25 protein-coding genes and 1 tRNA gene are annotated in these 24,374 nt (G+C 69.4%); 14 read left to right on the top strand and 12 right to left on the bottom strand.

Features of this window, described 5'->3' with window-relative positions; all coding sequences use genetic code 11:
* Positions 1-17: 17 nt before the first annotated feature.
* Positions 18-839: an aldo/keto reductase gene (locus AC1ROW_RS10425; protein ID WP_493018813.1), complete on the bottom strand. Its 822-nt coding sequence runs from the start codon at positions 837-839 to the stop codon at positions 18-20.
* Between the two features lie 82 nt (positions 840-921).
* Between AC1ROW_RS10425 and AC1ROW_RS10420 the strand changes: the two genes are divergently transcribed.
* Positions 922-1,185 (top strand): hypothetical protein, encoded by a 264-nt coding sequence (locus AC1ROW_RS10420; RefSeq protein WP_493018812.1) that lies wholly within the window; start codon positions 922-924, stop codon positions 1,183-1,185.
* 37 nt (positions 1,186-1,222) lie between these two features.
* Here the strand turns inward: AC1ROW_RS10420 and AC1ROW_RS10415 are convergent, their stop codons facing one another.
* From AC1ROW_RS10415 to AC1ROW_RS10405, 3 genes are all read right to left on the bottom strand, one after another.
* Complete coding sequence (locus tag AC1ROW_RS10415; RefSeq protein WP_493019017.1) at positions 1,223-3,058, bottom strand: DEAD/DEAH box helicase; 1,836 nt, start codon at positions 3,056-3,058, stop codon at positions 1,223-1,225.
* 107 nt (positions 3,059-3,165) lie between these two features.
* On the bottom strand, positions 3,166-4,605 hold the full coding sequence (locus AC1ROW_RS10410; protein WP_493019016.1) for a glyceraldehyde-3-phosphate dehydrogenase: 1,440 nt from the start codon (positions 4,603-4,605) through the stop codon (positions 3,166-3,168).
* 212 nt (positions 4,606-4,817) lie between these two features.
* Positions 4,818-6,683, bottom strand: coding sequence for a DUF2207 domain-containing protein (locus AC1ROW_RS10405; RefSeq protein ID WP_493019015.1), 1,866 nt, complete (start codon positions 6,681-6,683; stop codon positions 4,818-4,820).
* Between the two features lie 166 nt (positions 6,684-6,849).
* On the opposite strand from AC1ROW_RS10405, the gene AC1ROW_RS10400 reads away from it, so the two are divergent.
* The 5 genes from AC1ROW_RS10400 to AC1ROW_RS10380 all read left to right on the top strand — a co-directional run bounded on the left by AC1ROW_RS10400 (position 6,850) and on the right by AC1ROW_RS10380 (position 12,311).
* A complete protein-coding gene (locus AC1ROW_RS10400) occupies positions 6,850-8,313 on the top strand; it encodes a purine-cytosine permease family protein (RefSeq protein ID WP_493018811.1) in 1,464 nt (487 codons plus the stop codon).
* Between the two features lie 277 nt (positions 8,314-8,590).
* Entirely contained in the window at positions 8,591-9,109 is a 519-nt protein-coding gene (locus AC1ROW_RS10395; protein WP_493018810.1) for a DUF2127 domain-containing protein, read from the top strand.
* 192 nt (positions 9,110-9,301) lie between these two features.
* Positions 9,302-9,757, top strand: a complete 456-nt coding sequence (locus AC1ROW_RS10390; protein WP_493018809.1) for a heavy-metal-associated domain-containing protein — start codon at positions 9,302-9,304, stop codon at positions 9,755-9,757.
* Between the two features lie 12 nt (positions 9,758-9,769).
* Complete coding sequence (locus tag AC1ROW_RS10385) at positions 9,770-11,977, top strand: heavy metal translocating P-type ATPase (protein WP_493018808.1); 2,208 nt, start codon at positions 9,770-9,772, stop codon at positions 11,975-11,977.
* 16 nt (positions 11,978-11,993) lie between these two features.
* Positions 11,994-12,311: a metal-sensitive transcriptional regulator gene (locus AC1ROW_RS10380; protein WP_493018807.1), complete on the top strand. Its 318-nt coding sequence runs from the start codon at positions 11,994-11,996 to the stop codon at positions 12,309-12,311.
* A gap of 16 nt (positions 12,312-12,327) precedes the next feature.
* Here AC1ROW_RS10380 and AC1ROW_RS10375 read toward each other — a convergent pair whose 3' ends face one another.
* Positions 12,328-12,564, bottom strand: a complete 237-nt coding sequence (locus AC1ROW_RS10375; RefSeq protein WP_493019014.1) for an SHOCT domain-containing protein — start codon at positions 12,562-12,564, stop codon at positions 12,328-12,330.
* Positions 12,565-12,711: 147 nt separating this feature from the next.
* Between AC1ROW_RS10375 and AC1ROW_RS10370 the strand changes: the two genes are divergently transcribed.
* From AC1ROW_RS10370 to AC1ROW_RS10360, 3 genes are all read left to right on the top strand, one after another.
* Positions 12,712-13,173 carry a DUF6153 family protein gene (locus AC1ROW_RS10370; RefSeq protein ID WP_493018806.1) on the top strand — a complete coding sequence of 154 codons (462 nt, stop codon included), beginning with the start codon at positions 12,712-12,714 and terminating at the stop codon, positions 13,171-13,173.
* Positions 13,174-13,256: 83 nt separating this feature from the next.
* Positions 13,257-13,880, top strand: a complete 624-nt coding sequence (locus AC1ROW_RS10365) for a DUF305 domain-containing protein (RefSeq protein ID WP_493018805.1) — start codon at positions 13,257-13,259, stop codon at positions 13,878-13,880.
* A 47-nt stretch (positions 13,881-13,927) separates the two neighbouring features.
* Positions 13,928-14,452, top strand: coding sequence for a TetR/AcrR family transcriptional regulator (locus AC1ROW_RS10360; protein ID WP_493018804.1), 525 nt, complete (start codon positions 13,928-13,930; stop codon positions 14,450-14,452).
* Between the two features lie 96 nt (positions 14,453-14,548).
* Here AC1ROW_RS10360 and AC1ROW_RS10355 read toward each other — a convergent pair.
* Both AC1ROW_RS10355 and AC1ROW_RS10350 read right to left on the bottom strand, forming a co-directional pair.
* Positions 14,549-14,622: transfer RNA gene (locus AC1ROW_RS10355), tRNA-Gly, on the bottom strand.
* A 123-nt stretch (positions 14,623-14,745) separates the two neighbouring features.
* A complete protein-coding gene (locus AC1ROW_RS10350; protein ID WP_493018803.1) occupies positions 14,746-15,219 on the bottom strand; it encodes a DUF1772 domain-containing protein in 474 nt (157 codons plus the stop codon).
* A 68-nt stretch (positions 15,220-15,287) separates the two neighbouring features.
* Between AC1ROW_RS10350 and AC1ROW_RS10345 the strand changes: the two genes are divergently transcribed.
* Complete coding sequence (locus AC1ROW_RS10345) at positions 15,288-15,866, top strand: TetR/AcrR family transcriptional regulator (protein ID WP_493018802.1); 579 nt, start codon at positions 15,288-15,290, stop codon at positions 15,864-15,866.
* Positions 15,867-15,967: 101 nt separating this feature from the next.
* A complete protein-coding gene (locus tag AC1ROW_RS10340) occupies positions 15,968-16,492 on the top strand; it encodes a hypothetical protein (RefSeq protein WP_493018801.1) in 525 nt (174 codons plus the stop codon).
* A gap of 84 nt (positions 16,493-16,576) precedes the next feature.
* On the opposite strand, the gene AC1ROW_RS10335 is transcribed toward AC1ROW_RS10340, so the two are convergent.
* Entirely contained in the window at positions 16,577-17,236 is a 660-nt protein-coding gene (locus AC1ROW_RS10335; RefSeq protein ID WP_493018800.1) for a response regulator transcription factor, read from the bottom strand.
* A complete protein-coding gene (locus AC1ROW_RS10330; RefSeq protein WP_493018799.1) occupies positions 17,233-18,741 on the bottom strand; it encodes a sensor histidine kinase in 1,509 nt (502 codons plus the stop codon). The genes AC1ROW_RS10335 and AC1ROW_RS10330 overlap by 4 nt, the downstream gene beginning before the upstream one ends.
* A 92-nt stretch (positions 18,742-18,833) precedes the next feature.
* Here AC1ROW_RS10330 and AC1ROW_RS10325 point away from each other — a divergent pair, with 92 nt between their 5' ends.
* Together AC1ROW_RS10325 and AC1ROW_RS10320 are read left to right on the top strand one after the other, a co-directional pair.
* Positions 18,834-19,571, top strand: coding sequence for an SDR family NAD(P)-dependent oxidoreductase (locus AC1ROW_RS10325; RefSeq protein WP_493018798.1), 738 nt, complete (start codon positions 18,834-18,836; stop codon positions 19,569-19,571).
* A 40-nt stretch (positions 19,572-19,611) separates the two neighbouring features.
* On the top strand, positions 19,612-20,190 hold the full coding sequence (locus tag AC1ROW_RS10320) for a TetR/AcrR family transcriptional regulator (RefSeq protein ID WP_493018797.1): 579 nt from the start codon (positions 19,612-19,614) through the stop codon (positions 20,188-20,190).
* A gap of 60 nt (positions 20,191-20,250) precedes the next feature.
* Here the strand turns inward: AC1ROW_RS10320 and AC1ROW_RS10315 are convergent, their stop codons facing one another.
* Positions 20,251-21,210, bottom strand: coding sequence for a zinc-binding dehydrogenase (locus tag AC1ROW_RS10315; RefSeq protein WP_493018796.1), 960 nt, complete (start codon positions 21,208-21,210; stop codon positions 20,251-20,253).
* Positions 21,211-21,306: 96 nt separating this feature from the next.
* On the opposite strand from AC1ROW_RS10315, the gene AC1ROW_RS10310 reads away from it, so the two are divergent.
* On the top strand, positions 21,307-21,882 hold the full coding sequence (locus tag AC1ROW_RS10310; protein WP_493018795.1) for a TetR/AcrR family transcriptional regulator: 576 nt from the start codon (positions 21,307-21,309) through the stop codon (positions 21,880-21,882).
* A 57-nt stretch (positions 21,883-21,939) separates the two neighbouring features.
* On the opposite strand, the gene AC1ROW_RS10305 is transcribed toward AC1ROW_RS10310, so the two are convergent.
* Together AC1ROW_RS10305 and AC1ROW_RS10300 are read right to left on the bottom strand one after the other, a co-directional pair.
* Complete coding sequence (locus AC1ROW_RS10305; protein ID WP_493018794.1) at positions 21,940-22,374, bottom strand: SRPBCC domain-containing protein; 435 nt, start codon at positions 22,372-22,374, stop codon at positions 21,940-21,942.
* A complete protein-coding gene (locus tag AC1ROW_RS10300) occupies positions 22,371-24,296 on the bottom strand; it encodes an FAD/NAD(P)-binding protein (protein ID WP_493018793.1) in 1,926 nt (641 codons plus the stop codon). Before AC1ROW_RS10300 ends, AC1ROW_RS10305 begins: the two co-directional genes overlap by 4 nt.
* Positions 24,297-24,374 lie beyond the last annotated feature (78 nt).

Here is a 24,374-nt window from a genome sequence, read left to right as displayed (position 1 = left end):
CGAGGAGGCGGGGAGGCTCAGCGGCCTCGACCGTCCAGGGCGTCGAGGGCCGCCATGTCCTCGTCGCTCAGCTCGAAGTCCAGTTCGGCGTTCTCCTGGATCCGGCGCGGCGTCGTGGACTTCGGCAGCGGGAGGACGTTCTTCTGCAGGAGGTAGCGCAGGCTCACCTGCGCGACGGTCTTTCCGTACTTCTCCGCGATCAGCTCGATGTCCTCGTCCCCGATCAGCCGGCCGGTGGCGAGCGGCGAGTAGCCCTCGACGAGGATGCCGCGGTCCTGGCAGTACGCCGTCGTCTCGGGCTGCGTGTGCCCGACGAACCAGCGGATCTGGTCGACGTGCGGCACGACGCTGGTCCCGGCGATGAGCGACTCCAGGTCGGCCACGACGAAGTTGCTCACCCCGATGGAGCGCGTCCGGCCGGCGTCGTACAGCTCCTCGAACACCTTCCAGACCTCGATGTTGCCGGCGCGGTGGTCGCTGCCCTGGTGACTCCACGGCCAGGGCGCGTGGATGAGGTAGAGGTCGATCGGCCCGAGGTCCAGGAGCTCCGACGATCGCTCGAACGCGTGGCGCGCACCCGCGGCGTCCTTCACCTCGGCCGGGCACTTGGTCGTGATGAAGACGTCCTCGCGCGCCAGGCGGCTGTCGCGCACCGCCCGTCCGACGCTCGCCTCGTTGCCGTAGGCGCGCGCCGTGTCGATGTGCCGGTATCCGACGTCGAGCGCGGTGCGCACCGAGTCGTACGTGAGTGGGCCGTTCGGGATCTGCCACGTGCCGAACCCGACCTTCGGGATCTCGACGCCGTTGGACAGGGCGAAGGTGTCGGTGAGGACGGGCATGGGTGGGCTCCTTTCGGGGGCGGATGCCGGTCATGGTAGCCGTCATTGCCACCCGCTCCACCCCGTCGGTAGCATCCGAGCCATGTCCTCCGACGCGCGCAGACCGAAGATCCACCGGACTCCGAACCTGGCCATCACGGTCCTCGTGACCATCTACGTCGTCGCCTTGATCAGCGCGGTCGTCCTCTACTTCGTCGGCTTCGCCATCCGCGGGACCGACGCCGCCGGAGCCGCCGCAGTGTTCGCCTGGGGCAACCGGCTCGGGGTGCTCGGGGTCCTCGGCGGGATGCTGCACCTCGCGGTGGGTGCGATCCGCCACATCGTCGAGGACAACGCGCGCGGATGACCGGGCTGGACGCTGCGGGTTCGGCGCCAGGCCGCGGCTAACGGTGCCGCGGCTTGCGGGGCGGCCGCTCTTCGCGTGCGGGCCGGTCGTCGCGGCTCGGCCGGTCTTCGCGATCGTAGCGCGCCGGCCGGTCCTCCCGACCTCGCCGCTGCTCCCGCGGCCGCCGCTCCTCCCACTGCCCGCGCTCGCGCCGGGCGCCGGCCCCGCGGTCCGGCCGGATTTCGATCAGTTTCCCGCTGATCCGGGTGTCCTCCAGCCGCGACAGCGTGTCCGCGGGGAGGTCCGCCGGCAGTTCCACCAGCGAGAAGTCCGGCATGATCCGGATGTGGCCGAAGTCCTCCCGGCTGAGGCCGCCCTCGTTGGCGAGGGCGCCGACGATCTGCCGCGGCTCCACCTTCTGTCGCTTGCCGACCTCGATCCGATACGCCGCCATCGGCTTGTCGCTGCGCTCGCGCCGCGCGCCGCGCTCGCCGCGCTCACCGCGGCTGCCGCGGTCGTCGCGTCCCGCGGACCGGTCGGCCCGGGTGTCCCGCCCGTCTCGCTCCACGCTCCGCGCCAGCGCGTCGTCCGCGTCCAGCAGCAGCGGCTCGTCGCCCTGCGCCACGACCGCGAGCGCAGCAGCGACGTCCGCCTCCGGCACATCGTGGTGCTCCACGTAGTGCCCGATGATGTCGCGGAACCGGGTGACCCGCTCGACCTGCGCCAGCGCGGAGGTGATCGCGTCGTCGAACCGGGCCAGGCGGGTGACGTTGATGTCGTCCACGCTCGGCAGCTGCATCTGGGTGAGCGGCTGGCGCGTCGCCTTCTCGATCGCCGTCAGCAGGCGCCGCTCGCGCGGGGTCACGAAGCTGATCGCCGCGCCGCTGCGTCCCGCGCGGCCCGTGCGGCCGATGCGGTGGACGTACGACTCGGTGTCGACCGGGATGTCGAAGTTGACGACGTGGCTGATCCGCTCGACGTCGAGGCCGCGGGCGGCCACATCCGTGGCCACCAGGATGTCGAGCTTCCCCGACTTGAGCTGGTCGACCGTCCGCTCGCGCTGCGCCTGGGCGACGTCGCCGTTGATCGCCGCCGCCGAGTAGCCGCGGGCGCGCAGCCGCTCGGCCAGCGTCTCGGTCTCGTTCTTGGTGCGGACGAAGACGATCATCCCCTCGAAGTTCTCGACCTCGAGGATGCGGGTGAGCGCGTCCACCTTCTGCGGGTACGACACGACGAGGTAGCGCTGGGTGATGTTGGGGGAGGTCGTGGTCTTCGTCTTGACCGTGACCTCTTCGGGATCGTGCAGGTACTTCTTGGAGATGCGGCGGATCTGCGCGGGCATCGTCGCCGAGAAGAGGGCCACCTGCTTGTCGTCCGGGGTGTCGGCGAGGATGGTCTCCACGTCCTCCGCGAAGCCCATCTTCAGCATCTCGTCGGCCTCGTCGAGCACGAGGTAGCGGAGCTCGGAGAGGTCGAGCGTCCCCTTCTCGAGGTGGTCCATGATCCGGCCCGGCGTGCCGACGACGATGTGGACGCCGCGCCGCAGCGCGGAGAGCTGCACGCCGTAGCCCTGCCCGCCGTACACCGGCAGCAGGTGCACGCCGCGCAGGTGCGTGGCGTAGCTCTCGAACGCCTCCGCGACCTGGAGGGCGAGCTCGCGGGTCGGCGCAAGGACGAGCGCCTGCGGGGTCTTCTGCGACAGGTCCAGCCGGGACAGGATCGGCAGCGCGAACGCGGCCGTCTTGCCGGTGCCGGTCTGGGCGAGCCCGACGACGTCGCGCCCCTCCAGCAGCAGCGGGATGGTCGCCGCCTGGATCGCCGACGGGGTCTCGTAGCCGACGTCCTTCAGCGCCTTCAGGACGTGGGGGTCGAGGCCCAGGTCGGCGAAGCTCAGGGTGGCCTCCGCCTCGGCGGGGGCGTCGGTGCTGGCGGCGGCGGTGCCGGCAGCCGCGTCGGTGTCGGGGGATGCGGTCGTCTCGTCGGGGTCGTTCTGGGGCGTGCTCACCCTTGAACGGTAGTCGCCCCCTCCAGCAACCGCACCTCCGCGCGCGGCGGGACGACCGCGGGGTGCGTCCCCGCCATCCGCTCCAGCACCCGGACGACTTGGCACGAGTAGCCGTATTCGTTGTCGTACCAGACGTACAGCACGAGGTTGGTCCCGTCCGCGATCGTCGCGAGGCCATCCACGATGCCGGCGCGGTGCGAGCCGACGAAGTCGCTGGAGACGACCTCCGGGGACTCCACGTAGTCGATCTGCTGGCGCAGCTTGGAGTGCAGCGACACCCGGCGCAGGTAGTCGTTGACCTGCTCCTTCGTGGCCGGCCGCTCCAGCGTCAGGTTGAGGATCGCGAGCGACACGTCCGGGGTGGGGACGCGGATGCTGGAGCCGGTGAGCTTGCCGGCGAGCGACGGCAGCGCCTTGGCGACGGCCTTCGCCGCGCCGGTCTCGGTGATGACCATGTTGAGCACCGCCGAGCGCCCGCGCCGGTCGCCCTTGTGGAAGTTGTCGGTGAGGTTCTGGTCGTTGGTGAACGAGTGGACCGTCTCCACGTGCCCGCGGACGATGCCGTAGGCGTCCTCCAGCGCCTTGAGCACCGGGGTGATCGCGTTGGTGGTGCAGGAGGCCGCCGACACGATCCGGTCCTCGTCGGTGATCGTGTCGTCGTTGATGCCGTGCACGATGTTCTTCAGCGGCGACTTGCCCGGCGCCGTCAGCAGGACCCGCGCGACCCCGGGGCTGGCCAGGTGCTGCGCGAGGCCGGCCTCATCCCGCCAGCGGCCGGTGTTGTCGACGACGATCGCGTCGCGGATGCCGTACGCGGTGTAGTCCACGTTCGCCGGGTCGTCCGAGTAGATGACCTGGATGCGCGTCCCGTTGGCGACCAGCACGTCGTGCTCGGCGTCGACGGTGACGGAGCCGGGGAACGGTCCGTGCACCGAGTCGCGGGCGAGGAGGCTGGCGCGTTTGTCGAGGTCGTTGTCCGCTCCGCGGCGCACGACGATCGCGCGCAAGCGCAGCCCGTTGCCGTTGCCGGCGTGGTTGATCAGGATACGGGCGAGCAGCCGCCCGATGCGGCCGAAGCCGTAGAGCACCACGTCGGTCGGGCCCGCCGCGAAAGTGGAGTGCGCGGCGTCGATCTCCGCCCGCACCCGGTCCTCCACGTCGGCGTCGTCCCGTCCGCGCACCGACATCGCGAGCCGCGCGACGTCGATGGAGGCCGGGGCCGGGGCGATGGCGAGCAGCGCGGTGAGCACCGTCGCGGTCTCGGCCAGCGTCAGCTCTTCGTGCCCGAGCTCGCGCGCGCGGTCGTGCACCGAGATGACCCCGGTGGCGGACAGGTTGATGAGCCGGTGGCCGTGGATGGAGGTGACGACGCCGTGGTCGCGGTAGAGGCGCCCGATGAGCGGGATGAGCTGTTCGGCCTGCTCCTCCCGCGCCACCCATGCCGCGCGGTGGGACTCGAAGGCGTGCGGGTGGTCGGTGTTGAAGGTGGTCACGCTCGGTACTCAGGGCCTTTCCGCGTCGGGTGGACGCGTCTGTTCTTCGGCTGCGGAGGTCGCCCGCACTGCGACCGTAGCGGGCGAATGCCGGTTCTTGGCGCCGATGAGCGCCGAAAGATCCCGTGATCTTTCGCTTCCGGCAATTCGTGGGGCTAGACGCCGCCCCCGCCGCCTCCGCCTCCTCCACCGCCTGAGAAGCCGCCTCCGCCGGTGCCGCCCGACGACGAGCTGCTCGTCATCGTCGTGCTGGAGGCGATCCCGCCGACCAGCTGCGAGAGCACCGCCGCGTTGAACGCGGTCTGCCCCGCATACCATGTCGGCGTCTCCCCGGTCTGCTCGTAGAGCCTCCCGAGCTCGGCCAGCCACTTCTTCTCGTCGCCGAACAGCACGGCCCAGGGGAGGAGCCGCTCGTTCAGCCGCAGCATCTCGCGCGGATCGTCCAGCGCGACGGGCACGCGCTCCGCACCCTGCGGCGATTGCAGGTAGCGGATGCGGTCGGCCTCGGCGAGGTGCACGTACATCCGCAGGCCGTCCACGTACTCGCGGAGCGCGGTCCCGCTGGCGGTGAGGGGCGAGCGGGAGACGAGGAGGGCCGAGACGATGAAGAGGAGTGCGGAGGCGATCAGGATCGCGACAGGGACCGCGCCGCCGTAGACCCCCGCGATGCAGAAAACCGACCCGAGGCCGGCGAGCACCGCCCCGGCCAGCGCGGTCGCGAACACTGCTCCGACCGGGCCGCGGGGGCCGGCCGCGCGGTAGCCCGAGGACGTGGCCTCCCTGTGCACCCGCTTCAGCTGCGATTGGATGGCGCGCGCCACCCTCGTGTTGGTCGAGCCGAGCTCCAGCGTCGCACCCGGCACGAGCGGCTCGCCGAACAGCGCCTGGAGGAAGCGCAACTCGTTGGGCGAGGGGTGCGGGTCGCGCAGCGCCTGCCGCCCGGTCGCCTCCGTGGAGACGAACTCGAGCGTGTACCGCGGGCGGCCGAGGAACCCGGCCGACTCCAGAACGCGGACCCGGCCGGCGACGGCGAGGTCGAGCGTCTGCGCGGCGACGGCCTTCTTGCTGTGGCGGGTGACGTCGGCCGTGAGCAGCAGCCCCTCTTTCGGCGGCACGTACTCAGGGACGATGGTCCCGCGTCCCGGGGCGTCGCGCAGCAGGCGGATGCGCACGACGATCGCGGCCACGAGCGCCAGGAAGGCGAGCAGGAGGCCGCCGACCGCCGCGTACCCCCAGCCGGTGTCGAACAATCCGTCGGCGCGTGACGTGAAGGTCCGCGGAGCGAACCCGATCGCGAACGTGAGGTTCTCCCGCGGCCCGAGCCGGTCGGCCGAGAACCGGAACCCGTCCCCGGTCCGCTCGACGGTGGCCTTCTCGGTGGAACCCTGCGCGCCGCGGTAGGCGGAGGCCTCCCCCTGCAGGGCGCCGGCCAGCCCGGGGCCGAGGTGCACGGTCGCGGTGACGCGGTCGAACGGCTGCGCCCAGGCGGTGCCGTTGGTGTCCCAGTAGAACTCGTCGTTCCCGGTGTCCGGGAAGTACCGGGTGACGTTCGTCTGCCGGTAGGTGATGACGTAGGTCTGGTCCCCGTGGACGAAATGGTCGGCCGCGATGGTGAGGGTCCGTACGCCGCTGCGGGACTCGCTGGTGTAAGCCCGCGGAGCGCCGTGCTGGTCGGTCACCGACAGGACCTGGAGGTCGGTCGGGTGCCCGTCGTAGTCCTCGACCAGCTCCCGCCGGATGCCGTGGTTCTGGTCGGTCGGGGGGAAGTGCGCGACCAGGGTCTCCACGGTGGTGAGCGTGGAATGGCCCGCCGCGTCGCGGCCGAGCCGGTAGTCCCCGTCGAAGCTCGCGAAGGTGAAGTCGTCGACGCTCGCGGGGGCGGCGGCTGCGGGCGCGTCAGCGGGTCGGGCGAGGGCGGGTGCGGCGCTTGCGGGTGCGCTCGCACCTGCGACCCCGACGATCGCGGTCACGGCGAGCGCCGCCAGCGCCGCGAGGATCCTTCGCGAACCGCCTACTGTCATCGACACGCACCCAGCGTGTCACGTCGGAGAGTCCAACACACGTGTCGCGTCTCCCGCTTGTCGGGACTCACCATCCCGTGGTGGGTCCGCTGCGCGCGCCCTGGGTCTACGATCGCGATGTCCGCGGCGATGGCCGCCGCGCCGCTGTCCGAGCGAAGGAGTACCGATGAGCACCCCGGCCGCCACCACCTCCCGCGGGCTGGAGGTCCGCTCGATCGACTATGTCCCGCTGAGCGAGCGCCACGGCAAGGTCTCGCACATCGGGCCGCTCTGGTTCATGAGCAACGCGCAGATCGCGACCCTCGCCACCGGCCTCATCAGCATCACGAGCGGCGGCAACCTGATCTGGTCCTTCATCGCGATCGTGCTGGGCATCCTCATCGGCACGTTCTTCATGGCCGCGCACTCCTCGCAGGGCCCGCAGCTGGGCCTCCCGCAGATGATCCAGTCGCGGCCGCAGTTCGGGTACGTGGGCGCGCTGCTCGTGTGGCTGTTCGCCTACATCCAGTACGCCGGGTTCAACATCTTCAACTCGGTGCTCGCGGGGGAGGCCGTCGGCGGCGCGATCAGCAAAGAGCAGTCCAGCAACCCGCTCTGGATCTGGGTGGTCACCATCGTCGCCGTCGTCATCGCCCTCGTCGGCTACGACCTCATCCACACCTTCGAGCGCTACCTCATGTACGTCACGGTCGCCATGCTGATCCTGCTCACGATCTCGGCGGTGGTGAACATCCACATCCCGGCCTCGCAGTTCGACCTGTCCCACTTCAACGCGGTGGCCTTCTTCGGCCAGCTCGGTGTGGCCGCCGGCTACCAGATCTCCTGGGCGATCTACGTGTCGGACTACTCCCGGTACCTGCCGCCGACGACCTCCACGAACAGCACGTTCCAGTGGACCTTCTGGGGCAGCGCCCTCGGCGGCATCTGGGTCATGTTCCTCGGCTCGTGGGTCGCGGTCTCCGCCAAAGACATCGGCACGAACACGGTCGAGGACCTCAAGCATGTGGCCGACCTGCTGTTCCCCGGGTTCGGCATCATCGCGCTGATCGTCGCCGCACTGGGGCTGGTGTCCGTCACCGCCCTGAACATGTACGGCGGGTCGCTCACCCTGATCTCGTCGATCGACAGTTTCGTGAAGGTGCGGCCGACGCTCGCCATCCGGATCATCACGCTCGTGGTGACCGCTGCGATCTCGCTCCTGTTCGCCCTGTTCGCGACCGCGAACTTCCTCGGGGACTTCAACGCCTTCCTGCTGCTGATCCTGTACTTGTTCATCCCGTGGACCGCGGTGAACCTGACCGACTTCTTCATCGTCCGCAAGGGCCACTACGCGATCGCGGAGATCTTCGACCCGAGGGGCATCTACAAGCGCTGGGGATGGCCGGGGATCACGGCGTACGTCCTCGGGTTCGTCGTGATGATCCCGTTCTTCGACGTCGCCGGCTTCTACGAGGGCCCGGTCTCGAAGGCCCTCGGCGGTGTCGACATCTCCCTGTTCATCGGTCTGCCGGTGGCCGCGGTCGCCTACTGGCTGATGACCCGGCACATCGACGTCGCCGCCGAGCAGGAGCTGGCCCGCCAGCAGGCGCGCGAGATCGAAGAGGCGGCGGCGGCGCACGAGTTGCCGTGAGGATGGGTGGTGATGCCGGCTAGCGCTGAGTATTGGGCGCAGTTAGGCGAGTCGAGCATCGGTACGACCGCGACACCTGGTTGCCGATGCGTGTCCCACTCCGAAAACGAGACGCGCGACGCGTCCTCTGATTGAGTGCATCCCCGCCTCGAGAAGCACAGTCGTGATGAGACCTCGGTCGGTCTTTCGACGGAGGTAGCGGACGTAGGTCTCGCGTGATGTTGCCAACCCAGTTCGGCGGCAGCATCATGCGGCTGAGGGCCTTATAGGAGGAAGCATGAAGGAGCGCGTGCTCGATCTGGTCTTCCTCGTCGGCGTTCTCTTCAAGGGCATCGACGGGCTGGTCGAAGTGATCGGTGGCATCTGGCTGCTGTTCACCACGCCCGCCCAACTCGTCGGCGCCGCCAACGCCATCACCGCCGAAGAGTTGTCCGAGGACCCCCACGACCTGATCGCCAACCTCATCGTCCACGGCATCGCTCATATTCACGCGGGCGGCGTCTGGTTCGTCGCCGCATATCTTCTGCTTCACGGCGTCGTCAAGCTCGCGATCGTCGTGGCGCTGCTGGTCGGCTCGCGGAGGGTGTACCCGTGGGCGATGGTCGCGCTCGGCGCTTTCCTGATCTTCCAGATCTACGAACTGGTCACGAAGCCCTCGATCGGCGTGGCCATCCTCACCGTCTTCGACGCTGTGATCATCTGGCTGACCTGGCGGGAGTGGCGGCGCAACCGCGAGCTCCGCAACACCTGGCGTGGGACCGTCGACTGGATCTTCCGCCGTCCTGTCACCGGGTAGGCGACTCCGCTCCGTTGTCGCATCGAGCGTCACGGTGGAGCCCGACCGAGGCACCCCCGTGACCATCCGAGACCTGCTCGCTCCGCCTCCACCCGGCCATCCGAAAACGCTTGACCCCGAAATACGGTCCGGGGGTATCATGTTGTTCGACCGATATACCCTCCGAGGGTATTCGCCGACAGTGGAGAACTGATGGAAACGATCGACTACCAAGTGACCGGCATGACCTGCGCGCACTGCGAACGAGCCGTGTCCGGCGAAGTGGCGCAGGTCGCCGGAGTTGACCGCGTGGAGGTGTCCGCCACCGATGGCGTCCTGCACGTCACCACCGGCAGCGGGGTCGACGACGCCGCCATCCTCTCCGCAGTCGACGAAGCCGGTTACGCCGCGGCGCGCGTGTACGGCGAGCGCTCTGCTGTCGACACCCCCTCAGGGGACGGTCCCTCACTGGGCGACAGCTGCTGCAGCACCGATTCCGCCCGCCGCGACGCCGCCACCATGCCTGCTGGGAGCAGGAACCTCCTCGGCGGTGCTGGCGCAGATGACCTCGCCGAGTGCATCGTGACGAAGGGCGCCACGGTCAGCAAAGCGAAGGCGGAGGCCAGCCACCGCCCGATCGAGGCGGACGTGAGCACATCACCCAGGTGAAGGGCTAACACAATGACCGACCACAACGAGCACAAGCACCACCCGACCCCAACCCAGACTGTGCCTGGCCACCACGGCGACCATGATGCGAGCGAGCACGCCGGACACGCCAGGGCCGGGCACACCGGGCACGAGATGGCCGGACACGCCATGGCCGGGCACGCCGGACATGGCGGGATGGCTGGTCACGCCGGCCACGGCGATCACGTCGGTCAGTTCCGTCGCCTGTTCTGGATCATGCTGATCATCGCCGTTCCCGTGGTCGGGTTCTCGTCGACATTCGCGATGATCCTGGGCTACCCGCTGCCGGACGCGGCCTGGGTGGCGTGGGTCTCGCCGATCCTCGGAACGGTCATGTACGTGTGGGGAGGCCGGCCCTTCCTCACCGGCGCCGTCAGCGAACTGCGAGCCCTCAAACCCGGGATGATGCTGCTGATCGCGCTGGCGATCACGGTCGCCTTCGTGGCGTCCTGGGGCGCCAGCCTGGGCGTCCTGGATCACCAGCTCACCTTCTGGTGGGAGCTCGCGCTGCTGATCGTGATCATGCTGCTGGGGCACTGGATCGAGATGCGATCGCTGGCGCAGACCACCTCCGCGCTCGACTCGCTCGCCGCGCTGCTGCCGGATGAGGCGGAGCGGGTGCAGGGCGACAGCACCGTGCAGGTGGCGCCGGCCGATCTGCGGGTTGGCGATATCGTGGTCGTGCGCCCGGGTGGGCGCATCCCGGCGGACGGGCGCGTCGTGTCCGGCTCGGCCAGCATGGACGAGTCGATGATCACCGGCGAATCCCGGACGGTCCGACGCGACATCGGGGATGCCGTCGTCGCGGGCACCGTCGCCACCGACTCCGGCCTGCGCGTCCAGATCACCGCCGTCGGCGACGACACCGCCCTCGCCGGAATCCAGCGCCTGGTCAGCGACGCCCAGAACTCAACCTCCCGCGCCCAGCGGATCGCCGACACCGCGGCCGGCTGGTTGTTCTGGTTCGCTCTCGGTGCCGCCATCATCACCGCCGCGGTCTGGACCCTGATCGGCCTGCCAGACGAGGCCGTCGTGCGAACGATCACCGTTCTGGTGATCGCCTGCCCGCACGCGCTCGGCCTGGCCATCCCCTTGGTCGTCTCCATCGCCACCGAGCGCGCCGCTCGCGGTGGCGTGCTGGTGAAGGACCGTCTGGCGTTGGAGAGCATGCGCACCGTCGACACGGTGCTGTTCGACAAGACCGGCACCCTGACCAAGGGCGAGCCCATCGTGACCGCTGTCGAGACGACCGCCGACACCACCTCGGATCAGCTGCTGGCCCTTGCGGCGGCGGCCGAAGCCGACTCCGAGCACCCGCTGGCCCGCGCGATCGTGAACGCGGCGGCCGCCCGCAACCTGGAGGTCTCCCCGGCGACCGGGTTCGAGTCCTCGCCGGCGGTCGGGGTGTCGGCCACGGTCGATGCGCATCGCGTCCAGGTCGGCGGCCCCAACCTTCTTCACGATGCCGGTGTCGGCGAGCTGCGGGTCGCCGACGCGTGGCGTGAGGACGGGGCCATCATCCTGCATGTCCTCGTCGACGGGCAGGTGGCCGGTGCCCTCAAGCTCGCCGACGAGGTCCGCGAAGAGTCCCGGGAGGCTGTGGACGCCTTGCACGCCCTGAACGTGCAGGTCGTGATGATCACCGGCGATGCCGACGCTGTCGCCCGATCGGTCGCCGCAGAACTCGGAGTCGACCGCTACTTCGCCGGAGTCCACCCCGCGGACAAGTCCGCCAAGGTCAAAGAACTGCAGACCGAGGGCCGCAAGGTGGCGATGGTCGGCGACGGGGTGAACGATGCTCCCGCTCTCGCGCAGGCCGACGTCGGTATCGCCATCGGCGCCGGCACGGATGTCGCGATCGCCTCTGCCGGGGTCATCCTGGCCAGCGACGACCCCCGATCCGTGCTCTCGGTGATCGAGCTCTCCCGGGCCAGCTACCGCAAGATGAAGCAGAACCTGTGGTGGGCAGCCGGATACAACATGATCTCCGTCCCGCTCGCCGCCGGGGTCCTGGCCCCCATCGGCTTCGTACTGCCGATGTCCGTCGGCGCCATCCTGATGTCGCTGTCCACCATCGTCGTCGCCTTGAATGCCCAGCTGCTACGCCGACTCGACCTGCGCCCGGAGACCAGCGCCCGAGCCGCCCTCGACCGATCGCACACGGCGCCGCACGCCTCGCAACCCGCATCCCGCGTCTGACTACTTTGGAGCCCTTATGAACGACAGCGCACCCGCCACCGCCCACGAACACGAGCACGGTTACATCACCGACAAAGCCGGCTACATGCGGCGCATGAGCCGCATCGAGGGACAAGCCCGTGGGATCGCCCGCATGGTCGACGAGGAGCAGTACTGCATCGACATCCTCACCCAGATCTCGGCGCTCACCTCCGCGCTCAAGAGCGTCGCCCTCGGCCTGGTCGATGACCACCTCAAGCACTGCGTCGCCGACGCCGTGCTGCTCGGCGGGGAGGAAGGACAGGCCAAACTCCAGGAAGCCAGCGACGCCATCGCCCGGCTCGTGCGCTCATAGGAGGACGAGCCGCCCTTCAGCCGCCTGAACGCTCCAGCTCGTCGCGCCGCCTGACGTAGTCCTCGTGATCGATCTCACCCCGGGCGTAGCGCTCGTCGAGAATCGCCCGGGCCGAGGAACGCGGCGGGTCCGGGTTCACTCCGCTTGACGGACCCCGTCGGCTCAGAGTGAAGACCAGAACAAGAACGACCGCGACGATCAGCAACGGCACCAGCAGCCAGACGATCCACCACGCGCCGAAGCCGCCCATCATCCCGTACACGGCCGCCTCCTCTTCTGTCTCCTCCGCTCAGCATTGCTTATGGATACCGGAAGGGATCGGGCATTAAGTCCTGCCAGCGTCAAACCCCCGGCGGGTATCCAGACAGCGACGCTACTTTGTCTCTCGGAAGGAGGAGAAATGCTGGCCGACTGCATCTCGATGCGCACCCGCACCTGGCGCTGCGTGCTCGTCCTTCTCTTCGCCGTCGCGGGCATCGTGACCGGGATCCTCGCCATGCACGTTGTCAGCTCGCCCATGAGCCAACCGCATGAGTACACCGCGAGTGAGGTGACGTCACCCCACTCGGCGGGATCACACGCCGACCACTCGCACACGGTAGCGGTCGGGTCGTCGATGCCAGACAGTGTGATGAGCAGTGGATGCGCAGCCGGCGGTTGCGACCCGATGCACGATATGACCGCCATGGTCTGCACCCTCGCGCTCCTCGCCGCGACCATCCTCCTGGTCGCTCCCGCACTCGGCCGGGCGCTGCTCGGTCTCGGCTCCCGCGCCGCACCCACAAATCTTGTCCGGATGGTGGCTCGCGCGGTCGTGCCACCGCCACCGTCTCTTCTGGCTCTCTCCGTCGATCGCAGATGACGCACGCTGCACCCCCGCGCACCGCGCGGAGGTGTGTCAGCCTGCCCACCATCGCAGATTCACACGACGAAAGAGACCACACAATGAACACCAGACTGATCGCGATCGCCTCCGGCGCGCTCCTGACCGCGGCCGCGCTGGCCGGTTGCACCGCCGGCACCTCGGGCAACGACTCCGGCATGGGCAACATGCCCGGAATGGACCACGACAACTCCAGCACCGACACGGCCGCCTCCGACCACAACCAAGCCGACATCACCTTCGCCTCGGCCATGGTCCCCCACCACCAGCAGGCCATCGAGATGTCCGACACGCTGCTGGCCAAACAGGGCGTGGATCCGCGGGTCGCCGACCTGGCCCGGAAGATCAAGGCCGCTCAGCAGCCGGAGATCGACACCCTGAAGGGGTGGCTCAGCACCTGGGGGCAGAAGACCAACATGGGCGGGATGGATATGGGCGGGATGGACATGGGCGGTGACGGGATGATGTCGCAGCAGGACATGGACGCGCTCAAGAATGCGTCCAGCGCTGACGCTTCGAAACTGTTCCTCACCCAGATGATCCAGCACCACGAGGGCGCCATCATCATGGCCACCACCGAGGCCGCCAAGGGGAAGGCAGCCGACGCCGTCGCGCTGGCGAAGAAGATCGCCGCAGCGCAGACCGCGGAGATCGCCACCATGAAGCAGCTCCTGGCCAGCCTGTAACTCTTTCAGGTCCTTTTGGACGCGGGCGCCGTCGACCCCTCCCATTCGTGGCGGCGATGACGGCGCTGGCGGAGGAGAGCGGGGTGGGGCGGGCGACCTTGTATCGGTACGTTCCTGACGTCGGGTCGGCCCTGGAGGCTTGGCAGCAGCGCGAAGTGGCGAACCACCTTCGGCGGTTGCGGACGATCGCCGCCGAAAGCGCACCAGCGGACCGTCTCGAGAACGTGCTGATGGGGTACGCGCGCTTGCGCAGCCATCGCCACGCGGATGACGGATCCCTCCACGACACGGCACGCCTGGCTCCTGCTGAGGGGGAGGTCCGCGAACTGCTCGCCGGCATTATCGAAGACGCCGCCAACGACGGCCTCGCCCGCATCGACCTCCAACCCCGCATGCTTGCCGCATACGCAACCGGAGCTCTCGGTGCGGCGGCGATGCTCCCCGAACCCTCGGCCGCGACCCGACTGGCCGCGCTCGTGCTCGAGAGCATCCGTGGTGGTGGCCACCCGCACGTGGAGGATTCCTCCGGCATCAACCTAGGACCGGTCGGCGACCATCAATGGAATCACTGACTCACGCGATCCCGCGAGCCGGGCTGCGCCGGTCTGAGGTCGGAGAGAAAAGTCTCAAGTTGCGTGAGAAACGACACAGCTCACGAAGCGACAACGTGGAGCGAGTGACGGGAATCGAACCCGCGCTATCAGCTTGGGAAGCTGAGGTTCTACCATTGAACTACACTCGCGCGGCCCCGGAATCCCAGTAGATATCTGGGATGTGAGGCTGCCGCCCAGACTACCTGGTCAACGGTTTTTGGCCAAACTCACCGCTCGGGATGTGCGCCCGCCGCCCAGGCGCCTCGAGCCTTTCAGACCAGTGCGAGCGTCGCGCACATCAGGGCGATCGCGAGGCCGAGCAGGGTGGCCCGCAGCACGATGATGGACTCCCAGCGGTCCTGCAGGGCGCGGGCGTCGGCGGGCACGGTGCCCGTGTTGGCCGCCGCTGTCAGCGCAGAGTTGATGGGCTTGGCGATCCGGGCGAAGAGCATCAGCCAGGTGAGCACGAGCACGAAGCCCACTACGGCGAGCACCCCCGCCAGCGCTGAGGCCCCGACCAAGGCGAGCACGACGGTGACCGCGGTGAAGATCGTGCCGCCGATGCCGATCACGGGGAACCGTCGGTCGCCGTAGTAGTGGCCGCGGCCGACGATTCGGACCATCGTCCGGTCGTCGAGCTCACGATAGACCGCGCGTTGCACGACAGCGACGCTCATGTCGGTGCCGAAGATGATGGCGAGGCCGAGGATGGCGAGGGTCGCTGTCAGGCCGATGGCGATGGGCATTGCTTCTCCGTTTCGTCGAAATTCTGGGTGTTAGCGTTGCTAACTGTTAGCGCTGCTAATGTAGCGGTATGCCTCGCTCAGCGCAAGACCTCGAACGATTTCGCGAGCGCGAGTCGCGTATCGTCCGCACCACTCGCGAAATCGCGGAGAACGAAGGCTGGGCGGCCGTGACCGTCCGCCGCCTGGCCGAGGAGATCGGCGTGAGCCAGCCGATCCTGTACCGGCACTTTCCGGGGGGCCGAGACGATATCGTCGGCCGGGTGGTCCTCGACGGCTACGCCGAGCTCGCGACGGCGATGGACGTCGGGGCAGCCGGGCCCGGGGCGCTGCGGCAGCTGGTGGCGGCCTACCTGCGCTTCGCTCGCGACCATCCGGCGGTGTACGAGGCGATGGCGTCGGCCCGCGGCAACATCGCATTCGCTTCTGAGGACACTCCGGCGGTGCTCCGCCGCGGTTTCGAGCTGCTGGAGAGCGTCGTCGGCGGGGTCGACGCCCGTGACCGCGCGGTCCGGGCGGAGCTGCTGTGGAGCATGCTTCACGGCATCAGCCAACTCGCGATGCACGGCCGGTTGGACGCCGACCTCGACGATGCGCGGGAATCCACCGTGGCGGCGCTGTTCGCCCGACCCGATCGGCACATGGGATGAGACTGTTCTCATCTCGATCTCCTTCGGGTCTCATCGGCGACCGGCAGGTTGTTCCTTGGGTCGTAGCGGCCCGAGGACAAGGAAAGGCAATCTCCACCGAAATGAAGACCCTCACGAAGATCATCGTCGCCAGCACCGCTGGCGTTCTCAGTGCCGGCCTCGCGACCGCAGGTGCGTTCGCCGCGACGGGAGCCTTCTCCGTCCAGGACCAGGCGGGCGCCGCGATCGCCGCCCACGGAGTCACGGGCACCGCCTCGAACGCTGCGAACGCGGCGAAGACCGCGGCTGAGCAGGCGAAGACCGCGGCCGAGCAGAAGGCGAACTCCCTTCGCGGCGAGGCCTCGAAGGCCGTCGCCCAGGCGCGTTCCGCCGTCCCGGCGGCTCCGACGACGCTCCCGTCCGGCATCCCCTCCCTCCCCGGAACCGCGAACGGCTCGGCCAGCACCGGCGGCTCCGCGTCGGGCACCGTGTCGGGCACGTCCGGCTCGGTGACCGGTTCGGGGGCGGCGGCCGGCGCAGCGGGTACGTCGGGGCTGGGCGCCACCGGCACGAGCGGCGCCGCAGTGGTCACCCCGCCGGCGGCCGTCGACGTGCGCGGCAGCGCCTCGGTGAGCGCCGGCCACTGACACCCGTTCGCGGGTGCGGGGCGAGAAGGTTTCGGGTGCCTTCTCGCCCCTTTTGTGTGCGCGAACGCTTTTGTGCGCGAGCGCTCAGGGCGTCAGGCGGTAGCCCATCCCACGGACGGTCTCGATGCGTTCGGCGCCGATCTTGCCGCGGAGGTACCGCACATAGACGTCGACCACATTCGATCCGGGATCGAAGTCGAGTCCCCACACCCGGCTGAGCAACTGTTCGCGGCTCAGGACCTGGCCGGCATGGGAGAGCAGCTCCTCCGCGAGGGCGAATTCCCGCGCCGACAGGTCCTGAGCGGTTCCGGCGACCGTGATGCGGCGGGTGCGCAGGTCGAGTTCGAGATCGCCGGCCCGCAGCACGTCGGGCGCCTCCGGGCGCGGGGTCTTCAAGCGCAGCCGGATGCGTGCCAGCAGCTCGTCGAACCGGAACGGTTTGGCCACATAATCATCGGCGCCGCCATCCAGGATGTTCACCACGTCGCGGCCGTTCGTGCGGGCGGTCAGGACGATGACGACCACGGGGTGTCCCTCGCCTCTGACGGCCTCCAGAACGCCGAAGCCGTCCAGCCCGGGAAGCCCGATGTCGAGGACCAGCAGATCGTGCGCCCCCGTCCGCACCTCGTCGAGAGCCGAGAGGCCATCGGTGACGGTCGTCACGGTGAAGCCGGCCGAGCGCAGCCCCTTCTCCACGAAGGATGCGATCCGGGGCTCGTCCTCGGCGACCAGCACGCGGCTCATATCGTCTCCTCCGCTGGGGTTACGTTTCGGTGGGGTGCGGGCGCCGGGTCGTCCTCGGCGCGTCCGCAGGGAACGGTCAGAGTGAAGGTCGAGCCGTCGGGGGAACTCGTCACGTCGACGGCGCCGCCGTGCGCGTGCGCGATCGCCGTGACGATTGCGAGGCCGAGACCGGACCCGGACGCTCCTCGTGTGCCGCCCCCACGCTGGAACCGCTCGAAGATGCGGGCCTGATCGGCCTCGGCGATGCCGGGCCCCTCATCGCGCACCCAGGCGCGGAAAAGGCTCCCGGTGCGTCCGGGGATCCGCTCACTGCCCACCCGGATGACCCCGCCAGGCGTGGAGTACTTGACCGCATTCTCGGCGAGCTGGAGCCAGGCCTGGGTGATGCGCCGCACGTCGAGCGTCCCGTCGCCCTCGGCCACGTGTTCGGTGATCCACGGACGGTCAGGGGCCAGGGCGGCGGCCTTGGCAGCGACCGACCGGGTCAGGTCGGCGAGGTCCGCCCGGGCGGGGTCGACGAAGCCGGGGCCGCGGGACTCGGCGAGGAGCGCGATCTCGGCGACGAGCTCACCCATCCGATCGAGCTCGTCGACGGCGAGCTCCTGCACGACGCGCACCTCCGCCGGGTCTGTCGGATCGAGCAGTTCGAGATGGCCGCGGACGATCGTGAGGGGTGTCTTCAGTTCGTGGCCCACGTCGTCCAGGAGCTGACGTTGCGAGGTGAAGGACGCCTCCAGCCGGTCGGACATCCGGTTGAAGCCCGCGGCGAGGAGGGAGAGGTCGTCACTGCCGCGGACGGGGATGTGCTGGCCCAGCTCGGTCGCCGACAGCCTGTCCGCCGCCTCGCGGAGGTGCCGGACCGGGCGCAGCAGGCGTCCGGCGACGAACCAGGCGACGAGACCGATGAGGGCGAGCGCGCACGCTGCGACGATCGCGTAGGTCCGGAACGGGCTCGCAACCGCGGTGAGAACGGTGTCGAGGTCATAGGCGGCGACATACAGGCCCTGCGTGGGATCGCCCTTCACCGTCACCGGGATGATCGCGTAGCGCAGCGTACCCTGATGCGCGATGGCGGTGCCCATCACCACGTGGCTCGGGTCGGCCTCGCGCGTGAACCGTTCGACCAGGCCGGGGTCGCGGTCGAGCCTGAACGGCAGTTCGCCGCCCGGAATGTACGCGGCCTGACCGGCGACGATTCCGAGCGCACTCTCGGAAGGAGCGGGAACGACCTGCTGGATGAGCGACCGCAGCAGCGCATCCGCGCTCTGTTGCCCTGTCGGCGGTGTCTGGGCGGCGACCGCCTTCACCTGATCGAGGTTGCGGACCAGGTCGCTGTCCACCTGCGCCAGCGCCTGCTGACGCTGGACGAAGTAGGTGGCCACCCCCGCCACCGCCAAGCCGATCCCTGCGGCAAGGACGATCGCCACCACGATCCGCGCCCGCACCGAGAAGACGGGCCGCCTCGACGAATGGCCCGACGCACGGCGGGGTCTTCGTCGGGGCATGCGCCTATTATCCCGCGGCGTACTGTTGCGCTATTAGACAGAGCGGTCTAAAGTACGTTTAGACAGACCGGTACAAACAAAGGATCGATCGCATGGAACTCCAGAACTCATGGTCGCTCGCAGGAAAGACGGCCCTCGTCACGGGCGCGACCTCCGGACTCGGGCGGGCTGCCGCCTTCCAGCTCGCCGCTCAGGGTGCGAACGTCGTCGTACATGGCCGCAACGTCGGCCGCGGTGTGCAGGTCGTGGAAGAGATCGAGCTGGCCGGTGGCCGAGCGCGATTCGTGGCGGCCGACCTCTCCGACACCGACCAGGCTGTGCGGTTGGCAGAGGACGCGGGTGAGGTCGACATCCTCATCAACAACGCCGGGCTCGCGTGGTTCGGGCCGAGCGACCAGCTTTCCGCGGAGACGCTCGGCGACCTGTTCACCGGGAATGTGGAGTCGGCCTACCTTCTGACCTCCCGGTTGGCCGCTGCCATGGCCGAACGAGGCGACGGGGCGGTCGTGAGCGTCTCCAGCATGGCCGCCAACGTGGGCCTCGCCGGGGGCGCGGCCTACAGCGCGACCAAGGCTGCGCTGTCCGCGCTCACACGCGCGTGGGCCGCCGAGTTCAGCCCGCGCGGCGTCCGCGTCAACGCGGTCGCGCCCGGCCCTGTCGCGACCCCGGGCGCGAAGGGGGACACCGCGGCACTCGGCGAGACGACCATCATGGGGCGCCCCGGAACCGACCAGGAGATCGCCGACGCCATCGGGTTCCTCGCCTCGCCGGCGGCGAGTTACATCACCGGCGTCACGCTGGCCGTCGACGGGGGCCGGGCGGCGATCTGACGCACAAGCGTGCCGGCGTCGAAAAGGTGCAGTGATCCGGATGACCGAGACTCCGTCCAAGAAGCAGTCTGCGCGTGAACGACTGCTGCGCGCGAGCGACGAGCTGTTCTACAACGAGGGCATCCACACGGTGGGCATCGATCGAGTGCTCGAGAAGGCCCAGGTCGCCAAGGGATCGCTCTACTACAACTTCGAAGGCGGGAAGGACGAACTCGTCTCCGCATATCTGGCCGGTCGTCACGCCGCCTGGGAGAAGACCATCGACGACGGGATCGTGGCCGCCGGGCCGGACCCCGAAGACCGCCTTCTCTCGGTCTTCGACTCCCTCGGGATCCTATTCGCGAAGCCCGATTATCGCGGCTGCGCATTCGTGAACGCGGTCGCAGAAGCCGAGCCGGGTGGCGTGGAAGAGGCGGCGAGCGAGAAGTTCCGCGACTGGCTCCACGGACTCATCGGCGGGCTCGTCGCCGAGATCGGCGTCAGCGATCCGGACTGGACGACCCAGCAGTTGGTGATCCTCTACGACGGCGCCACGACGACCGCGCAGATGGACAAGCAGGTCTCGGCAGCCCAGGCCGCACGGCGCATGGCGGAACTGATCATCGACTCCTCGGTGTGAACCACCCGGGACCGACGGTCCAGCCTCGACAGGTAGCTCCTGCCGTCGAAGTGCTGCTCCTCAGTCGGGCACGAGGGCGTAACGCCCGAAGACGCTGCCCGCATCCATCGAGCGGTGCGCTTCGGCAGCTTCACTGAGCGGCAGTACGTCGTAGACGACCGCGCTGATCTCGCCGCGCGCGGCCCTGCCGAAGAGCTCTTCGCGAATCCGGTTCCGCTCGGGCTTCGGGATGCTGTCCAGGCTGAAGGTCGCGACGGAGCGGGACTGCTGGAAAGACCGCAGCAGGACCAGGCCGAAGTCGGGCGGCGGGTACCCGGCGACCGCACCGACGATGATGTAGCGTCCGTTCGGTCGGAGCAGTTCGACGAAGGACGGCAGGTCGGGGCCGCCGACGATATCGATGATCACGTCGAATCCCGCCGCTGCGCCGTCGCCTCGGCCGGAGCGGTCCAGGGTGTGGGTAGCGCCGAGTTCGCGAAGGCGGTGCGCCCGTTCTGCGCTCGACGCGGTGGCGGCGATGATGGTCGCACCTGCGCGGGCGGCGAGCTCGATTGCGGCGATCCCAATACTGCCCGCGCCACCCCGGACGAGCAGCGACTCGCCGGCCGAGAGGTGCGCGCGCGCGAGCGCGAAGTAGGCGACAGTGGCGGCGCTGCCGACCGTCACGGCGTCCACGGCCGCGAGACCGTCGGGAAGCGGTGAGACGTCCTCCTCATACGCTGCCGCATACTCGGCGTACCCGCCCGACGTGCCGGTGAACGCCCAGACGCGCCGGCCGACGAGGGCAGGATCCGCCTCGGCGCCCACGGCGACGACCGTCCCGGCCACCTCGCTCCCGGGAACCATCCCCGGGGGGAAGCCGAGACCGACGGTGCCGCGGCGGATGACCGCGTCGACGCCGCCCACACCGATGGCCTCCGTGCGCACCAGCACCTGCGCGGCCCCGAGGGCGGGTTCTTCTCGCTCGACGACGGTCATCCCGGCCGGATCGCCGTATCGGTCGATGACTACTGCCTTCACTGATCCTCCGTGTCTTCTTCGCCGTGCCTTCGTGGCAAGCTGCTACGCTCCCGCACGGTACCGGACGCACCCGTCCGGTTCAGGAAAGTGAGACAGATGCCCGCGGAGATGACTCGGCTGCGCGCCGACGCCGAAGAAAACCGGGACCGCATCGTCGAAGCCGCACGCGAACTGTTCGCTCAGCGGGGCCTCGCCGTGGGGATGCGCGAGGTCGCCCGACGGGCGGGCGTCGGCCCGGCGACCCTTTACCGCCGATTCCCCACGCGGCAGGCTCTGATCGACACGGCGTTCTCCGCCGAGTTGACGGCCTGTCGGCGGATCGTCGAGGAAGCGGCCGCCGACACAGACCCCTGGCGCGGCTTCGGTTCAGCAGTCCATCGCCTGATCGACCTGAACGCGCGGAACCGAGGGTTCGTCGACGCCCTCATCACCGGCGAACCCTCGTCGGCTGTCGTTCGGCACCGCCAGGAGTTGCTGGGCATGCTCCGGGGTGTGGCGCGCCGGGCTCAGGAAGCCGGAGCGCTGCGGCGAGACTTTGTCCTCTCGGACCTCCTGCTGATCCTCTCCGCCGGCCGCGGACTCCACGCCGGACGGCCTGACCTTCTGCCGGCGGCGGCCCACCGCTTCGCGTCGCTGGCGATCGACGGCCTCGCCGCTGCCGTCGGGCGCTGAAGCCCGCGACCATGGCCAATGCCGGGTTCACAGCCGACCACGCGCAGAACGAGCTGCTCAGTCGCCGGGCAGCAACGGCAACCGGTGTACCGCTTCGCGCAGCCGTTCGAGCCGTTGCGTCAGGTCCACGGTCAACGACTCCGTCTGCGCGGTCGGGATCTTCCACCAGACCGCTTGGATCCGGGATCCGGTCGGTGTCGGCTCGACGAAGAACTCCAGCTCCGAGCCGGGGACGACGATGTGCGACGCCTGAACGGGGTCCCAGGAGATCAGCACGCGGCGGTTCGGGACGAGGTCGAGGATGCGACCGGACGCCGTCTCGTCTCGACGGGTGATCTCGTAGGCGCCGCCGCGGCGCGCCGCGACTCTCGCACGGTCGGCGAACCATTGGGAGAGCAGGTACGGCGCGACCACCGAGTCGAAGGCGATTCGGGGCGGCCGATCGAGGTCGATGCCGGCCCTGACTTCGAGCAGATACTCGTTGTACGTCATAACGGTTCCCCCTCGAGTGCGAGCGTTCGCAGCTCCCCTGCACGGTCCGCAGCGTGCTCGATCCGCTGCAGGACGGCGTGCGCCGTCCGGTCGTTCTCGCGGAACGAGAGCGCATTCGTGTTCGGGCGGGAGAACGCGCCGGCGAACGGCGCGTCCGTGAAGGGGCCGATCGCCCACCGCCGCGGGTGCGGCCGCCCGACCGGGTCCACGACCCGTGAGTCCGTCGGATCGACGCGCAGCATCCCCTGACGGAACGAGCCGGCGCCCGAGACGGCCAGGTCGCGCAGTGCGCTGTTGTCGGTGCGATCCGCCTGCGCCGGCGGGAGCCACGCGTCGATGAGAGCGTCCACGGCGACGCTGCCGTCGATCGATGTGCTGGACACGAGGAAGCGACCCTGGCGCTCGTCCGCCTCGACGCCGATGTCCGCACCGGCGAATTCGATGACGCCGGCCTCGGAGAGCGCGATGAGCTCGGCGATGCGGTGTCCGGGCGGTCCGGAGGCCACATAGCTGAAGTAGGCCGGCCACCAGCCGTGGAGGTCGCGGACCCTCGACTCCTCTGTCCAGGCGGGGGAGGCGCTGACGGGAGCGAGCGCGAACATCGCCAGCAGCAGGGCGGTGAAGAGGCCGAGGGTGGCGCTGTGCTCGGGAGCGGTGCGTCGGTGGAGGTCGTCGGCGAGGTGAGCGCGGACCCACCGTTGCAGCTCGTCGCGATCGTGGAAGCGTGCGCCGGTCAGTGGACGGTCGAAGAGGCCGAGCAGCAGATGGTCGGCCGCATCCGGAATCGAGCCCTCCAGCAGCGACCGGAACGCGTCCGAGTGCGGGTCGATGACGTCGAGGGCGTCCCGGAAGTCGGGCCAGGCCCGGGACGCGCGCTCCGGGTGACCGGTGAAGAGCTCGCGGTAGTACCCGTGCAGCATCTCGCGCTCGACCAGCGGCCAGACGTCCCGGCGGAAGTCGAGCGAACCCGGGCGGCTCGTGAGTTGCGCGAGAACGTCGGGGGTCAGGTAGCGCAGCGACGGCGGCTCCCCGGCGAGGGTCGAGGAGATCTTCGAGCGGTATGGGATGCCGCGCCGCGACCCGAGGAGAAGCTTCGGCTCGCGCCCGCTCGGAAGGTACTCCAGCGAATCGCCCGTGCGCAGGAAGCGCCCTCCCCGACCCTCGGTGAGCAGCACGATCAGGTCGATGGCGGCAAGCCCCATCCCACGGACGGCGACGACATCCCCCGGCCCGAACGCGGTCAGGTCGGCGTCCGCGGTGAACGCGGGCGGCTGGTAGCGCAGGCCGTGACGGTGCGCGAAGCGGGTGAGTTCTGCGGTCTCGCCGGCGGGCCGGCTTCCGGTGTGGCCGATGGCGTAGACGACGGCATCGGCGGTGAGTTCGTGGCCGCCGGCGAGACGGACGAGCTCGTGGTCGTCGGCCGACTCGACAGCGACGACGGTGTCCGTGCGACGGACCACGACGGCGAGGTCGTCCAGGTCTGCGATCGCACGGCGGAGGAACCAGTCCAGGTAGTGGGCGTGGAGGCGACGGGTCGGGAAGTCGCCGCGACGCAGCCGGGCGAGTTCGTCGGCGACGTGCTGGTCCACGTCCACGTCGTCGATCCGGCCGTCGCGTACGGCCTCCACCCACTCCAGCAGCGACGGTCCCGGGCGGACGGGTCCCTCGACCGAACACGAGTCGTCGGTGAACATGGTGACGTCCTCGACCATCGAGTTCAGCTTGAGCAGGGGGGACTGCTCGCGGCGCCAGATCCGGCCAGGCCCGGCCGGGAACGGATCGATCAACTGCACCACGACGCGCGGTCGCTCGGCCGCGACGGAGCGTGCCGCTGCGAACCGCTCCAGCCAGCCGATGGCACGCGGGCCGGCGCCGACGACGACGACGGTGGCGTGTGTTGAGCCTTCGGATCGGGGAAGCATCGGGTCACCCTGCCCCCACCGGCATCCCGGCCGCAAACGACCGTGACGGACTGTTTCGGCGCCCGACGCAATCCGTAA

This window comes from Leifsonia sp. GW821-FHT13C09 (assembly GCF_058806435.1).
Note: the sequence above shows the minus strand (reverse complement) of the source record. Positions and strands in the feature narration are given on the sequence as shown.